Annotated in this window: 12 protein-coding genes; 5 read left to right on the top strand and 7 right to left on the bottom strand. The window is 69.0% G+C overall.

Annotated elements, in window-relative coordinates:
- Positions 1–166: 166 nt before the first annotated feature.
- The 7 genes from ACIOMQ_RS39805 to eccB all read right to left on the bottom strand — a co-directional run bounded on the left by ACIOMQ_RS39805 (position 167) and on the right by eccB (position 7,358).
- On the bottom strand, positions 167–469 hold the full coding sequence (locus ACIOMQ_RS39805) for a WXG100 family type VII secretion target (RefSeq protein WP_362209630.1): 303 nt from the start codon (positions 467–469) through the stop codon (positions 167–169).
- A gap of 64 nt (positions 470–533) precedes the next feature.
- Positions 534–893 (bottom strand): WXG100 family type VII secretion target, encoded by a 360-nt coding sequence (locus ACIOMQ_RS39800; protein WP_362209633.1) that lies wholly within the window; start codon positions 891–893, stop codon positions 534–536.
- A 79-nt stretch (positions 894–972) separates the two neighbouring features.
- Positions 973–2,229 (bottom strand): S8 family serine peptidase, encoded by a 1,257-nt coding sequence (locus ACIOMQ_RS39795; protein WP_401271006.1) that lies wholly within the window; start codon positions 2,227–2,229, stop codon positions 973–975.
- A 25-nt stretch (positions 2,230–2,254) separates the two neighbouring features.
- A complete protein-coding gene (locus ACIOMQ_RS39790; RefSeq protein ID WP_402192617.1) occupies positions 2,255–3,925 on the bottom strand; it encodes a hypothetical protein in 1,671 nt (556 codons plus the stop codon).
- On the bottom strand, positions 3,922–4,383 hold the full coding sequence (locus ACIOMQ_RS39785) for a hypothetical protein (protein WP_402192615.1): 462 nt from the start codon (positions 4,381–4,383) through the stop codon (positions 3,922–3,924). Before ACIOMQ_RS39785 ends, ACIOMQ_RS39790 begins: the two co-directional genes overlap by 4 nt.
- A 172-nt stretch (positions 4,384–4,555) precedes the next feature.
- Entirely contained in the window at positions 4,556–5,812 is a 1,257-nt protein-coding gene (gene mycP / locus ACIOMQ_RS39780; protein WP_401944417.1) for a type VII secretion-associated serine protease mycosin, read from the bottom strand.
- 13 nt (positions 5,813–5,825) lie between these two features.
- On the bottom strand, positions 5,826–7,358 hold the full coding sequence (gene eccB, locus ACIOMQ_RS39775; RefSeq protein ID WP_362209645.1) for a type VII secretion protein EccB: 1,533 nt from the start codon (positions 7,356–7,358) through the stop codon (positions 5,826–5,828).
- 183 nt (positions 7,359–7,541) lie between these two features.
- Here eccB and eccE point away from each other — a divergent pair, with 183 nt between their 5' ends.
- The 5 genes from eccE (at position 7,542) to ACIOMQ_RS39750 (ending at position 14,991) form a co-directional block, all read left to right on the top strand.
- Positions 7,542–8,897, top strand: a complete 1,356-nt coding sequence (eccE, locus tag ACIOMQ_RS39770) for a type VII secretion protein EccE (protein ID WP_362209648.1) — start codon at positions 7,542–7,544, stop codon at positions 8,895–8,897.
- Positions 8,894–9,604 carry a hypothetical protein gene (locus tag ACIOMQ_RS39765; protein ID WP_362209651.1) on the top strand — a complete coding sequence of 237 codons (711 nt, stop codon included), beginning with the start codon at positions 8,894–8,896 and terminating at the stop codon, positions 9,602–9,604. The genes eccE and ACIOMQ_RS39765 overlap by 4 nt, the downstream gene beginning before the upstream one ends.
- A gap of 85 nt (positions 9,605–9,689) precedes the next feature.
- Positions 9,690–9,923, top strand: coding sequence for a DUF397 domain-containing protein (locus ACIOMQ_RS39760; protein WP_362209654.1), 234 nt, complete (start codon positions 9,690–9,692; stop codon positions 9,921–9,923).
- Between the two features lie 329 nt (positions 9,924–10,252).
- On the top strand, positions 10,253–12,922 hold the full coding sequence (locus ACIOMQ_RS39755) for an SCO5717 family growth-regulating ATPase (protein WP_402192613.1): 2,670 nt from the start codon (positions 10,253–10,255) through the stop codon (positions 12,920–12,922).
- A 197-nt stretch (positions 12,923–13,119) separates the two neighbouring features.
- The gene (locus ACIOMQ_RS39750; RefSeq protein ID WP_402192611.1) at positions 13,120–14,991 is read left to right on the top strand and encodes an ABC transporter substrate-binding protein; all 1,872 of its coding nucleotides are present in this window, start codon (positions 13,120–13,122) and stop codon (positions 14,989–14,991) included.
- Positions 14,992–15,022: the final 31 nt, after the last annotated feature.

The raw sequence follows: 15,022 nt of genomic DNA, 5'->3' as shown, positions 1-15,022 counted from the left end.
CCCGCTCTCCCGCGAGGCGGCCGTGGGCAGTGGGTTCCCTACCGCCCACGCGCCCGCACTCAGGTCGCCCAGCGCCGACACTCCGCGACCTCGGCTTGGCGTTCGGGACACAAGTCAGGGTGGGCACCTCCCGTGCGTGCCCACCCTGACCGCGTCTTGTCGAGAACTACTCGAAGTTGGCCCTCGCCCGCTTGTCGCCGGCGTGGTAGGCCGTTCCAGCCTCGCGCACCTTCTTGGAGATCTCGCTCAGGGCGGTGTGAATCGCCGTGGCGTCGTTGTCCCAGCCGCGCTGAGCGGTGTCATAGGCACTCTTGGCTTCGCCCACCCAGAGCTCGGACACGTTGGCAATCATCCGCTTGATCGACGCAAGGTCCTCTTGGAGCTGCTTGCTCTGCCGGTCAATGGCACTGGCTGCGAGATCCAGGCTCGAGTAAGTGACAACCATCGTGCCGTCGTTGTTGTTCGGCATGCGGTCCTCCCGTGTTATCTGGGTTTAGTGGTAAGGCCTCGTACGTGGTGCAGGTGCGGCCAGGTCAGAAGCTGTTGAGGTTCGAGGTCCTGGCCTCCGCGGTCGCATCACCCGAGTAACCGCTGACGACGTCGACGCCCTGGAGGGCCTGCTTGACTTCGTCTTCGGTGTTGCCCGAAATGGTGCGCGCCGCCTTGATGGCCTCCTGGTAGTTGAGGAGCCGATGGGCGATGCTGACCATCTTCCGGTTGATCTCGTCCTGCTTCGTGTTGAAGGCGCCGGCGCCGATGCCCTTCCAAGCGCCTTCCAGGCTGTCGATCGTCGCCTGCAGCGTCTTCAGCTGGCCCTTCACGGAGTCGAACCGCGTGGAGAGCTCGCCCTCCAGCTTGAGGAGAGCGGCATCTGAGAGCTTTTGATCGGCCATGTTTTCGGCTTCCTTCCTGGTGCTCTTATTCGGTCCGGCTTTACTCGCCGGTGGGTACGGGTGAAGAACCTACGGCCAGTCAGGCGGTGCGGCGCTTACGGACGAGCGCGAAGGCTCCGCCGCCGAGCACGACTACCGCTGCCGCTCCGCCGATGATCAGGCCGAGCGGGCTGCCGTCGTCCTTCTCCTTGCTGGAGCCTGCCACGACGGCGTCGTCAGCCTTTTCTTTCTTCTCGGGCTGTGACGAAGCTGGTGCAGACGGGGCGGGGGAGGCCGAGGAGCCGGACGTCTTTTCCTTGGTGAGGGGGCTGATGTCCGGGGCGCCGGGGTTTCCCTTGCCCTTCAGGATGTTCATGGAAGGGCGGATCAGGCCGTGGCCGAGGTACTTGCTGAGCGTGCCCTTCTCCCAGTCACGGCCTGCTGTGTCGAAGAGAACGTTGAGGACCTGGTTCGCAGTCCAGTCGGGGTGGGCGGACCACACCAGGGCTGCGGAGGCGGATGCGATGGCAGTGGCTGCGCTGGTGCCGCCATCGCCGTCGCAGTAATCTCGGAAGGTTTCGTCACACCAATACGGGATGTCGTTACCGGGAGCGGCAATGTCCACGATGTTCCCGTTCTGGGAGTACTCGGCTACCTTGCCCTCGCGGTCAGCCGAGGAGACTCCTACGACCTGCGGGTACGCGGCAGGGTACTGTTCTTTGTTACTCGTCTCCGCATTATTCCCGACACCCGCGAAGAACAGTTTTCCCTTACTTTGTGCGTACTTGACGGCTTCTCGCTCTTCTCGGCCTGGGAAGTCGCTAGCAAACGACATGCTGATGATCTGCGCATCACTGTCCGCTGCGGCCCGGATTGCATCCTCCGTGTCATGCGCATTCACCGAATGCTCATTCTGGAAATCCGTATCGGTGATCCGCATCGGGATGATTTTCGCACCTGGGGCAAGGCCTCGCAGGCCCCCACCCTTACCCGTGCCGGCAATCAACTCAGCCATCGTTGTGCCGTGCCCGTCATAGTCGTCGTACTCATTGCCGTCAGCCCCTGTAGCGTCAAACCCCTTCAGGATCTGCCCCTTCAGCGAAGGAGTGGACGCATTGACGCCGGTGTCGATGACAGCAACCTTGATGCCTTCGCCCGTGGTGACCTTCCACATCTCCTCTGCCTGCATCGCGCTGAGGTACCACTGCTTCGATTGCACGTCTGCGGCCACTGCAGAGGGGGCAGCCCCTGCGAATCCCGCACTCCAGGCAGCGACCACGGCCATCGTGCCAAGCAGACGTCCTCGCAATCCGACAGGCATACGGCACTTCCGGGTCTGGCTCATTCCTGCTGTCATCCTGACTTCCGAACCTTCCCTGTACCTACTCGATCACCGGCGGTGCGACTCCACGCCGTCCGGCCTCCCACGTCTCTCTGTCTTCCGTCAGGTAGTCCGGACGCGGGGTGCCGCCGTTCTGGTCCTCGTCGTCAGAGTCCCTTCGGCCTGCGGGCCCACGCACGAGGCCCGCGCCCCCAGCAGTGAAGCCCCTTGCACCCGAGCCGGATCCAGCAGCACCGCGAGGCGTACCCACGACGCCGTTCGAGCTGGGAGTCCCCCGCCCACCGGGACGAGTCACGCTGTTCGTTCCGCCGGCTCCGACAACCGTTCCACGCGGAACACCCCGAGCTGCTCCAGACGTACCTGCGCCCGGAACGGTGCGCTGCGGGTTCCCACCTACGATGCCGTTTGCCCGCCCAGGACGCGGACCAGGAGACCTGGAGGTACCAGCTTGGCCTCCTGCCGTGGGCCTGCCGCCAGTCACACCGGACCGACCCGCAACGGGTGGCTGGCTCCCGCTCCCACCAGGGCGCCCAGACGTGCCTGAGCCCGGGCCACCGCCCATGGGATTCGGACGCCCAACCGGAGCTCCGGTGCGCCCATTCGCCGCAGGCCCACTGCGCATGGGGCCGCCGTTTCCAGGCTGCCCGATTGCTCTGGGCAAACCAGTTGATGCCGTGGACCGCCGCGAGCTGCCTGTCACGGGGTCCACAAAGCCATTCACCATGGGCGGAGTCGAGCTTGTACTCGGGCTCGTAGGATTGGTAGCCGACGGCATGGGGGACGTGTCGGGAACCGTCACGGGGGCCGGTGGCGCGGCCACACTGTCGATCTCCGTCGAGGTGCTTGTGTCCAGCGCGGGTGCAGTTCCGAGTGCCTCGATTGCAGCTCGATTGCTGGTGACACCAGGGGTGCCTGTGTCAGCCGTGGCGGCGCGCTCTGAGGTCCCCGGTGTCGTGCTGTTACCCAACCTCTCGGAGCCCGCCGATGAGCCCCCGGAGTTGGAATCTGGTCGGATGCGGCCCTGCGGCCGCGGCATCGCAACATCAAGTTTCTTGTCGAACCGCGGAGGCTCCTGCGCCGCCAGCGTCTCCTCCGAGACCGAGTAGTACGACGCCAGTCGGTTCGCCTGGTTGATGGCCTCCTGGCGGTTCTTCTCGACCTTCACCGCCGCGACGTACTCCGGGTTGCCATCGATCCGCTTCGGGGCCTCGATGTCCTCGACGGATTTGCGGTCCAGGCGGTTGTCGCGCGGCGGCAGGGATTTGCGTACCGAGGCGAGGCCCGTGCCTGCGACCGTGATCTGCGTCCCGGCCGCCTCCGCGAAATCGCTCAGCTTCGTGGCGTGGGCGACCAGGCCGTTGCCCCAGTCGCGGAAGGCAATTCCGGACTCGCCCTCCCAGTCGACTTCCTTGATGAAGTCGCTCAGTTCGTCCGCGGCCTCTTTGATGGCCGTCCTTGCACTCAGGAGCGCCTCGCCCGCGTTTTCGAGGTGCTCCGGATTGGAGTTCTCGATCAGGTCGATCATCGCGTTGAGCTCGTGGCCCTCGAACGAAGTCCGTCCTGAGGAGCCCGAACGTCCGAAGCCGAAGGACTCCATGACGTGCTGGACCTGCCGGTTGACGTCAGTGACGATCAGCTGGGCCTGGACGCGCTGCTGGTCCTGCGTGTGCTGTTCCTTGGCGCTCGGTTCCGGCTTCTTCGCATCACTCATTCGGCTGCCCACCCCGAATCGCTCTGGTTGTCGGCGTTCCGAGACTCAGGCTTGCCGCCCTTCTCGGCCTGCGCCTTCTCGTGCTCCTTGTCCAGGCGGACCTGGATCTCGTAGAACCGGCGCCGCACGTCGTCGTCCACGTTGTCGAAGCCGACCGCCGCCGCGTGCACGCCGAGGCTCAGATATTCGATCTGGTCGCCGAGCGACTTGGAGAGCGAGACGAGCGCCTCGTGGACGCGGTTGTACTGCGTGTACAGCCCGTCTGCCTCCGCGAAGCACGCGTTCTGACCGCTCAGGGCGGCACGCGACACCGTCTGCGCCGCGATCTTCGACTTACCGGCTGCCGAACCCTCAAGGTCCGCGAGCATCGTATTGACACGCCCCCTGAACTTCTCCAGTGCGCCAACACCGCGCCGGAGGTCGCCCCGGCCTCCCCCGCCATCGCCTGGATCGGTCACGATCCCGCCCCTCCCCGATTCCCCGTTTGCTCAGACTTGTTCACTCGTTGCTATCGCACCCGAGCGAACAAGTCTGACCTCATTTCATAAACTCTAGCCACTGGTTACGAGAGGACCAACTGTCTTGTCCATCACGTAACTTCCGCGGACGGATTCACGGCTCACGGCCTTGTCAGGCATGGCCCGCCCTTCCCAGGCGCCTGGACCGCCGTCGGGCGTCGCGCACGGCCACGGCGGCACCCGCAATCGCGGCGACCAGCACTGCCCCGCCCACCACCACGTAGGTCGCCAGGCGTGCGTTGCGTTCGTCCGTCGTTTCGCCCAGGTGGAGTTCAGCGGGTGTGGGCGCTTCGCCCTTGCTGACGCCCTCGTTCGCCACGGGGCGTTCGATGGGCTTGTCGTCCTCGGTCAGGGCACGTACCGGGTCGACGACGCCCCAGCCGACCAGGCGGTCGTGTCCCGCGACCGAGCGTTCCGCCGTCTGCTGGATCTGGGCGACGATCTGCTTCCGCGTCCAGCCCTGGTGCTTGGCCTTGATGAGGGCGGCGACGCCCGCGACGTACGGGGCCGAGAAGCTGGTGCCGTTGTCGGCGCAGTGCCCGCCGCCGGGGACCGTCGAGATCATGTCCACGCCGGGGGCGGCCACGCCCACGAACTCGCCGGACTGGGAGAAGGCCGCCCGCTCGTTGTTGCGGTCCGACGCGGCCACGGCCAGGACACCTTCGTACGAGGCCGGGTAGGTCTCCTTGACGTTGCCGCCCAGCCCGTCGTTGCCGGCGGAGGCGACGATCACGATCTCCTTGGCCAGGGCGGCGTCCACCGCCTCCTTCAGAGCGCCCGCGGGTTTCACCGCCTTGGCCGTGTCCTGGGAGATGTTGATGACGTCCGCGTGGGCGACGTCGGCTGCGTAGCGGATGGAAGCGGCCAGCGATTCGGCCGTTCCGTGGCCCTCGGCGTCGTTCTGCTGGATCGGAATGATCGTCGCGTCCGGAGCCAGGCCGGTGAAGCCGGTGCCCTTCGCCTCTCGCGCGGCGATGATTCCGGCGACCTTGGTGCCGTGACCGACCGTGTCGGTGGTGCCGTTCTCGTTGCCGCGCTCGACCTTGTTGCCGTTCTCGTCCTTGAGGTCCTTCGACAGGAAATTACGTCCGCTCTTGGCATCCACGGCTGCCTTGAGCTGCGGATTCTTGACGTCCACGCCCGTGTCGATGACGGCCACCCGCACCCCCTTGCCGGTGGACTGCTTCCACAGCTCGTCCATCAGGACGCGCTGCAACGCCCAGGGGCGGCCCGCGTACTTCTTCGAGGGGAAGGTGCACTGGGTGGAGTCGTCCGCGGCGGCGGGCAGTACGGGCAGCGTGACGAAGAGGACGGCGGTGGCGGCCGCGGCTGTCAGCGGGCGCCGGTACGGAGAGGGGTGCGTCGTCATGTGGATGCGCTCCTCAGGATCCCTGCGGCTGACGGGCCGCGCCGGTCGACAGGCGTGGTCCCGTGGGCAGGAACGAGGACCAGGCGGCCGGGACGGGCGCGGGCACGACGTCCTTGTATCCGAGCCGGTTCTGCGCCTGTTGCGCCTCCTGCTGCCGCTGCGCCTTCTCCTCCTTCGAGCCTGATTCACCGATGCCGGAGTCGTCCTGCACGCTGTCGCCGTTGGACTGCATGGCATAGCGCAGACCGGTGTCGGTGACCAGGAAGAGGGGGCCGGAGTCGGCGCTGGACCCCTTGAACTGCCGGAAGAGCTGTCCGGATCCGGGGGTGACGTAGGCGCTGCTGGAGCCGGTGGGGAGCGTTGCGGGGAAGCTCGTGCCCGCCCATGTGCTGAGCGTGCCGGCCCCGTCCTTCGTGGCGACACCGCGCAGGACGTTGCACACGGTGTTGCGACTGCCGGCCGCGGCGCTCGCGGAGTTGACGGGCATCGGCTTGCTCGTGGGCCAGTCCATGTCCTGTCCGAAGGCCTCGCCGGGCTCGAACGCTCCGGCGCTGACCGGCCTCTCCTTGCCGTCCTGGCCCAGGTTGACCAGGGCCCGGCTGCTGAGCAGGAGCTTGGCGACGAAGTCCGATACGGGGGCGACCCGGCCGCGCAGGACCACGTACTGCTGGGTCCTGGTACCGGATGTCGCCGCGAGGACCGTTCCCACCTTGTTCGCCTCGGGCTGCAGCTTCCCCGGGATGCCCGCGTCGTCGCCGGGGGTTCCGGGGAGGGTCGGGAAGTCGATGGCGTCCCCGGTGTGCAGGGTGGCCAGCCACGCGGCGGAGACCCGCTGGGGGGCGCGGCCGTCGCCGACCAGGGTGCGCAGAAGCAGTTCGTCGTTCTTCACCTTGTACGCCTTGCCCGCGGCGTCCACGATGTAGCGGGTTCTGTCGGGTCCCGGTCCCTCGACGTACATCAGGTCACCACCGTGCAGTCGGCCCGCGCCCTCGGTCTTCTTCTGGTCGCGCTCCGCGAAGACGAACGCGGCCTTCTGGATGGCTCTGCCGCCCTCGCCGGGCCGCTCGCAGACGGCCCACCGCTTCTTCGCTCCGGCTTCGTTCTTGTCCGGCAGCCGGTCGGGGGCGTACGGGATGCCAAGGGTGGCGCCGTGCGGGATCTTGCCGCTGTCGAGGACCGATTCGTCGACGTTGATGACCTTGCCCTTGTCCGGGGCGAGGAGGAGCTTGGCGCTGGACATGTTCAGTACCGGGTGGAGCTGCGTCTTGCCATCGGTCTTCAACACCACATAGCGCGTGGTGGATTTGCTGGCGATGATGACGTTCTCGTAGGGGGTGTCCCATTTCTGGGGTGCGACGGGTTTGAACATCCCCCAGGCTCCGAACGCCGCGAGGATGACGACGCCGACGATCGCACCGGGCACCACCGCACGCAGAGGGCGCGGCGCGCCCTCCTCCGAGCCGCTCGGGTTGGGTTGCAGGAACTGTGCGATCAACCGCCGCTTCGCGAAGGTGTAGGCGTTGAGTTCGTCCCGCCGTGATGCCATCTGTCCGCTGCCCCTTTTCCCCAGTGGGCGACCAGGTTCCCACACACGTCGTCGCCCCCCGCCGTCGACTGGGCCCCCTACTATGCCTGTTGGCACGTGGCCGCCACTGCTCAGGTAGGGTGATCGCCCGGTCAACGCCCGTGAAAAGAAACGGTAAACGGGTATAGAGGGGGCAATGCGGCGATGGGTGCAACGACGCGCGAGCGAACGGGGCGGTCTTCCCATCGAGCGTCCAGCCCTTCCCGAAGGCAACACGGCAACGAGCCGGCCGGCGCACCATCCGCCCCGCCGGTGAACGCCCCGTCGGTGAACGCCCCTGCGGCGACGACTCTGCGGCCGACCTCGCGGACCGGTCGCCTCGGTCCCGTACTGCGGCAGATGGTGCTCGTCGAGGCGGCCCTGGCGGTTGCCGCGGTGGGTGCCGCGCTCGGCGGTCCCTGGCTGGTGCCCACCATCGCGGTCGCCTGCCTGCTGGTGCTTCTCGCGGTGGTACGCCGCCGGGGCCGCGCCGTGCAGGACTGGCTGTCGACGGCACTCTCCCTCCGCGACCGCAGGCGCACCGCCGCGGCATCCGCCGCGGACGCGGAGCCGCAGCTGGCGCCGGTGGCGGAAAACGTGCCGGGATTCGCTCCGTACATCTACGTCGACCGGGACCGCCGCACGGTGGGCATGCTCGGGGACGGCACGTTCCTGACCGCTGTCGTGAGGGTCGAGGCCAGCGGTGAATCGCTCCGCCAGGCGCTCGGTGCGCGGGCGCTCCCGCTGTCCCTCCTGGGCGATGCCCTCGCGGTGGACGACATCGTGCTGGAGTCCGCGCAGCTCGTGCAGCAGGTACGCCCCGCTCCGGCGCAGCATCTGCCGCAGCAGTCGGCGGCGCGGCTCTCCTATGCCCCCCTTCAGGAGCAGGCCGGGGCGCCCGCGCTGCGGATGACCTGGGTGGCGGTGAAGCTGGATCCGGAACTGTGCCGGGAGGCGGTCGAGGCGCGCGGGGGCGGCATCGGCGGAGCTCAGCGCTGTCTGGTCCGGGTCGCGGACCACGTGGCGAGCCGGATCACCGGCGCCGGATTCCGGGCCGTGGTGCTGGACCAGGAAGAGCTGCACTCCGCAGTGGCGACATCCGCGTGTGCCAATCCCATCCTGTCGGCCCGCGCCGGGCGCCAGGATGCCGCGCCGCAGCGGCGGACGATGGAGACATCGAGGGTCTGGCGGTGCGACGACCGCTGGCACACCGCCTATGCGGTCGACCGCTGGCCCGAGTTGGGCCGGGCGGCGACTCCTCTCCCGCGCCTCGTCTCGCTGCTGACCCAGGTCCCCGCGTACGCCACGACCTTCAGCCTGACGGTGCGACGCGGTTCGCACCAGGGCGATGTGTCCGTGTCCGGTCACGTACGGATCACCGGTGGATCCGACACCGAACTGGTCGGGGTGCGACGGACATTGGAGCAAGCCGCACGGCACGCCAAGGTCGGCCTGGTGCGACTGGACCGCGAGCAGTTGCCGGGCGTGCTGGCGACGCTCCCGCTGGGAGGCGCACGATGACGAATCGCACCGGGCCGAGGCGGGGCCTGCGCGGCCCTCGCCACGCGGGGCACACCCTGGCGGCGGAGCACCTGGGCGCGCTGTCCCTGCCGGTCGGGGACGACGGCGTGATCATCGGCAGCGATGCCGAGGGGCGCACGCAGATGATCGGGTTCCACCGTCCGGCACCGTACGACGTCCTGTTGATCGGCGGCCTGTGGACCGCGCAGGTGCTGGCGCTGCGCGCGGCGGCCACGGGGGCGCGGGTGGCGGTCGAGACCGGGCGGACCCAGGCCTGGGCCACTCTGGCGCAGGCCGCGGGTGCCGGTCTCGAGTGCGTCTCCCTCCATGACGTGGGCCGGGTTCCGCCGACCGGGGCGACCGTGGGCAGCCCGGTGGTGGTGGTGCGCGACTGCGGCATGCGCCCGCCCCGCGGCCGGGTGGTGTCCTCGCCCTGGCAGTCGGTGCTGACGCTGCTGCCCTATCTGAGCCCTGTGGCGCCCCGGTTGATGCGGGCGTCGACGCTCGTGGGCATCCAGCGGGTCTCGCCCACCGAGGCGGACCAGATCGGCCGGATCCTGGGGCTCACCCGGGCCGAGAGCGAGGCCCTGCCCACCCTGGCGGACGGTGTCACACTCTGGGTGGCGGGCAGCGAGCGCCACTGGGTGATGACCGGCGCGACCGATATCGAGAACGGTCTGCTGGGCGCCGCTCGCCGGATGGACTGAATACTGTTTCGTTCGCGCCCCCGGGCCTGCCGCTTCCAGGGAGGATGGCCGGGGAACGACACGGTTCGATCGAAGGGACGCCGACATGGGCACCCAGCAGGAAAAGGAAGAGCTCTACGCTCTCGACATCTCGGATGTGGAGTGGCTGAGCGCACCGGGGACCGAGCAGGTCGAGGAACGGGTCGAGATCGCCCATCTGCCGGGCGGTGCAGTCGCCATGCGTTCGTCGCTGGATCCGGAGACCGTGTTGCGGTACACGGAGGCCGAGTGGCGTGCCTTCGTCCTGGGCGCGCGGGACGGTGAGTTCGACCTCACGTAGGCAGGAGGCTGGTGAGAGGGTGGCGGTCCGGGCAGGACGGCCACCCTCTCAGCATGCCTGGGTATGTACCGAGTTGACCGCTTCGGACCATGCATGCAGCCGTACTCGGGGCACTTGAGGACGGTGCGTTGCCTACTGGACAGTTTCTGGCGTGCGGAACGGCCTGCCGCAGTGAGCCCGATGACGATTAGGGTGGGTCGGGGCGCGGCAGAAGAACCTGCGGGCAGGCGATGCGCGTCCCAAGGGGGAGAGCCGGGCGGATCGGACAACGGGAACGGTCGCCCCCACCCACCACGGCACAAGGGTGCTCGACCACACCAGGAGGCAAAGTGAACGGCGATCGGGACGAGATCCGCGGGGGCTGGAACAAGCCCGTCGACGAGTCGTCCGACGCGGAGCCCGCCGAGATGACGGGTGAGTTCACCATCGACTACACCCCGCCCGCCTGGTACACGCAGAATGCGCCGGGGGACTCGTCGGGCGGTGCCGGATCGCATCTGGCGCCGCCTCCGCCGCCCAACGGGCCGCCGGTGGCCGTGCCCGCGCCGCCGGCCGCGGGTGGTTTCGACCCCAACTGGGCTCCGGCACCGCCCGCACCGGCGCCGTCCGTACCGGCTCCTCCCGCACCGGCGCCGTCCGCACCGGCGCCCGTGCCTCCCGCTCCTGCTCATTCCGCTTCGGGTGGCTCCACGGCCCCTCCCGCGGACGGGGCGGGTGCTCCCGACGGGATGACGGACCCGTTCGGTGGCGGTGATGTGGAGAGCGGCGCGACCATGCGGTTCTCGCCCGCCGCCCTGAAGCGGGAGATCGCGGAGCGCGAGGAGGCGTCGAGGAGCGCGGACGTGGATGCGGACGGCTCGGGTGCGGGTTCCGCCTCCGCGGGGGCCGGTGGTGACGGTACGGGCGAGAGTGAAGGCTCCGGCTCCGTGAAGGCGGCGGACGGGAACGCCGAGGAGCCCGACGGCGGCGCTGCCGCCGCTGATTCCGGTGCCGCCGCCGCGACGCCCGCCGAGACTCCGGATGCCGCCACGGGCGATGCCGCCGACGGGCCGGAGGGCCCCGCGCCCTCGGACGCCGTCACGGACGCGGCGCCCCAGGACGCACCGCCCGCCGCCGCACCGCACAACGCTCCGGCGCCCGCGCCGACCCCCTGGGCGCCGGCGCCGCAGGGCGCTCTGCCGCCGCTGCCGCCCGCCTTCCAGCCCGCCGCGCCGCAGCCCGTCGCGCCCCAGGCAGCGCCGCAGTGGCCCGTTTCGGCTCCGGCTCCGGCCGACCAGGGGCCCGGTGGCTACGGCTTCCCGCAGGCCGGAGCGCCCCAGCCGCCGCAGGCACCCCAGCCGCCCCAGGGCGGCTACGGCTTCCCGCAGCAACCCGCTCCGGCCGCACAGCAGCCACCGGCACAGGGCGGCTACGGCTTCCCGCAGCCACCGCAGGCCGCCCAGCCGCCTCAGGCGCCCCAGTGGCCGGCGCAGCAGAGCACGCCGCTCCCGCCGCAGGTCCCCCAGGCTCCCCAGCAGCCGGTCCTGGGCACGCCTCATCTGCCCGCGCAGGCCGCCCCGCAGCCGCCCGCGCCCCAGCAGCCGGTCCACCCCCAGCCGCCGCAGCAACAGCACCCCCAGCCGCCGGGACAGCCCGTCGACCCGCGCACCGGGACCGCCTGGCCTACCCCGGTCACCCACGACCAGCGCGAGCGTTCCGTGCCCGGCGCCCCGCTCGGGTACACGGCGGCCGTGGAGCTCTCCTCCGACCGGCTGGTCCGGGGCAAGCAGAAGGCGAAGAGCAGCCGTATGCCGTCCGGCGCGGCCCGCTTCAAGCTCGGCGGCAAGAAGGAGGAGGCCGAGCGGCAGCGCAAGCTCGAACTGATCCGTACGCCGGTGCTGTCCTGCTACCGGATCGCGGTCATCAGCCTCAAGGGCGGTGTCGGCAAGACCACGACGACCACCGCCCTCGGCTCGACCCTGGCCACCGAGCGGCAGGACAAGATCCTCGCCATCGACGCCAACCCGGACGCGGGCACGCTCGGCCGCCGGGTGCGCCGGGAGACCGGCGCCACCATCCGCGACCTGGTCCAGGCGATCCCGTACCTCAACTCGTACATGGACATCCGCCGTTTCACCTCACAGGCGCCCTCCGGTCTGGAGATCATCGCCAACGACGTCGACCCGGCGGTCTCCACGACGTTCAACGACGAGGACTACCGGCGCGCGATCGATGTGCTGGGCAGGCAGTACCCGATCATCCTCACCGACTCGGGCACCGGTCTGCTCTACAGCGCGATGCGCGGAGTGCTGGACCTCGCCGACCAGTTGATCATCATCTCGACGCCGTCGGTCGACGGTGCGTCCAGCGCGTCCACCACGCTGGACTGGCTGTCGGCGCACGGGTACGCGGAGCTCGTGCAGCGCTCCATCACGGTCATCTCGGGCGTCCGCGAGACCGGAAAGATGATCAAGGTCGATGACATCGTGCAGCACTTCGAGACGCGCTGCCGCGGCGTCGTCGTCGTACCGTTCGACGAGCATCTGGCGGCTGGCGCGGAGGTCGACCTCGACATGATGCGCCCCAAGACCCGCGAGGCGTACTTCAACCTCTCCGCGATGGTCGCCGAGGACTTCGCGCGCGCTCAGCAGCAGCAGGGGCTCTGGATGTCGAACGGCTCCACCCCGCCCCCGCAGTACGCCCCGCCGATGCCCGGCCAGCAACAGTACGCCCCGCAGCCGCCTCAGCAGCCGTACCCGCCGCAGCAGCAGCCGTACGGCGGCCGGCAGCCGTACCCGCCGCAGCCCGGCCCCGGAGTGCAACAGCACGGCTGGCAGCAGTCGTTGCCCTCCCAGGCCCAGTCCGCGGCGAGCCCGGCCGGACCGCCGCCGCCCCACCAGCAGCAGCCCGGCCTGCCCGGTCAGCCGGGGCAGCCCGGTCAGCCGGTCCCACCCGGGCCGCAGGGTCCCGTACCTCCCGCGGCATGGCAGCAGCAGCCGCCGCCAGCGCCTCAGCAGTAAGGCATCAGAGGTCTAAACCAATGAGGGCCCGCACCGTCTCCACGGTGCGGGCCCTCTGCGCATTCCCGCAGCCCACACGCCGTTTCGATGACCGTTGACGCGACTCGACCCCCGCTGATAAACCTTCGCTTCACCAGCTGGCGAACCACAGATCAACCCGCCTTCTCCGTGCGAGTCATGACGCGAGGTCCCTGACCATGGTCGAAAGAGTTCCACCACGCTCCGTCCAGCCACGCTCACGTCTGCGTGTCCTCCTGGCCTCCGGCACCGCAGCCCTGGCGCTGGCCGCCGGTTCCGTCGTCCCGGGTGCGCCCCTCGGTGTCGCGCCGCAGCAGGCGCAGGCGGCCGACAGCGGCACGTCGACACTGACCGTCGCCGTCGCACAGAGTGTCGACTCCCTGAGCCCGTTCCTGGCGCAGAAGCTGATCAGCACCAGCGTCAGCCGGCTCATGTACGACTTCCTGACGAACTATGACGCCAAGGACAACCACGCGATCCCCGGCCTCGCCACCAAGTGGGAGCCGTCGGCGGACAAGCTGACCTGGACGTACACCATCCGGTCCAACTCCAAGTGGTCGGACGGGCAGCAGGCCACCGCCGAGGACGCGGCGTGGACGTTCAACAAGATCATGACCGACGAGGGCGCCGCGCAGGCCAACGGCAGCTTCGTCACGAACTTCAAGAAGGTCACGGCTCCCAGCCCGACCAAGCTGGTCATCGAGCTCAAGGAACCGCAGGCCACCATGGCCGCGCTGGACGTGCCGATAGTCCCGAAGCACGTCTGGGAGGAGGTCGGTGACTTCTCCAAGTTCAACAACGACACGAAGTTCCCGATCGTCGGCAACGGGCCGTTCGTCCTGACCGACTACAAGGTCGACCAGTATGTGAAGCTCAAGGCCAACAAGGACTTCTGGCGCGGGGCGCCGAAGTTCGACGAGCTGGTCTTCAAGACGTACAAGGACCAGGACGCCGCGGTCGCCGCGTTGCGCAAGGGCGAGGTCTCCTTCGTCGCCGGCTCCCCGGCGCTGACGCCGGCCCAGGCCGCCTCCCTCAAGGGCGAGAAGAACGTCAAGGTCAACGAGGGACCGGGCCGCCGCTTCTTCGCGCTGGCCACCAACCCGGGCGCGCAGACCAAGGACGGCAAGAAGTTCGGCAACGGCAACAAGGCCCTTCTCGACCAGAAGGTGCGCCAGGCCCTCTTCCTGTCCATCGACGGCAAGACCATCATCGACAAGGTCTTCCAGGGCCACGCGGTCGAGGGCCAGGGCTACATCCCGCCGCGCTTCTCGGCGTACTACTGGCAGCCGTCCGCCGGCCAGAGCCTCGCCTACGACCCGGCCAAGGCGGCCAAGCTCCTCGACGAGGCGGGCTACACGCTCAAGGGCGGCCAGCGCGTCGGCAAGGACGGCAAGCCGCTGGACCTGCGCATCCTCTGCCACGCCACCGACCCGAACGACAAGGCGATCGGCAAGTACCTCCAGGAGTGGTGGGGCAAGCTCGGCATCGGCCTCAAGGTCGACTGCCGCGACGACGCCTCCGTGCCCTGGTACGCCGGTGAGTACGACCTCGCCTTCGACGGCTGGTCCGTCAACCCGGACCCGGACTTCGTCCTCGGCATCCACACCTGCGACGCGCTGCCGGCCAAGGCCAAGGAGAGCGCCGCCACCGACAACTTCATCTGCGACAAGACGTACGACGAGCTCTACAAGAAGCAGCTCGCCGAGTACGACCCGGCCAAGCGCGCGGACATCGTCAAGCAGATGCAGTCGTGGCTGTACGACTCCGGGTACATGAGCGTCATCGCGTACCCGAACGCGGTCGAGGCCTACCGCACCGACCAGATCAAGTCGATCACGACGATGCCCGAGGCGGCGGGCAACATCTACGGCCAGGACGGGTACTGGAGCTGGTGGTCGGCCGTTCCGGCGGGCAGCGACGGTGCGGACGGCTCCGGCGGCTCCGATTCCACCGGTGTCGTCATCGGCATCGTCATCGTCGTACTGGTGCTCGCCGGTGGCGGGCTGTTCATCGCGAAGCGCCGCCGTACCACCGCGGACGACCGCGAGTAATCACGCGGACGGGTGAGAGAGGCCGGCCGGG

This window comes from Streptomyces sp. NPDC087845, from assembly GCF_044742755.1.
In the GTDB taxonomy this organism is placed as follows: domain Bacteria; phylum Actinomycetota; class Actinomycetes; order Streptomycetales; family Streptomycetaceae; genus Streptomyces.
Note: the sequence above shows the minus strand (reverse complement) of the source record. Positions and strands in the feature narration are given on the sequence as shown.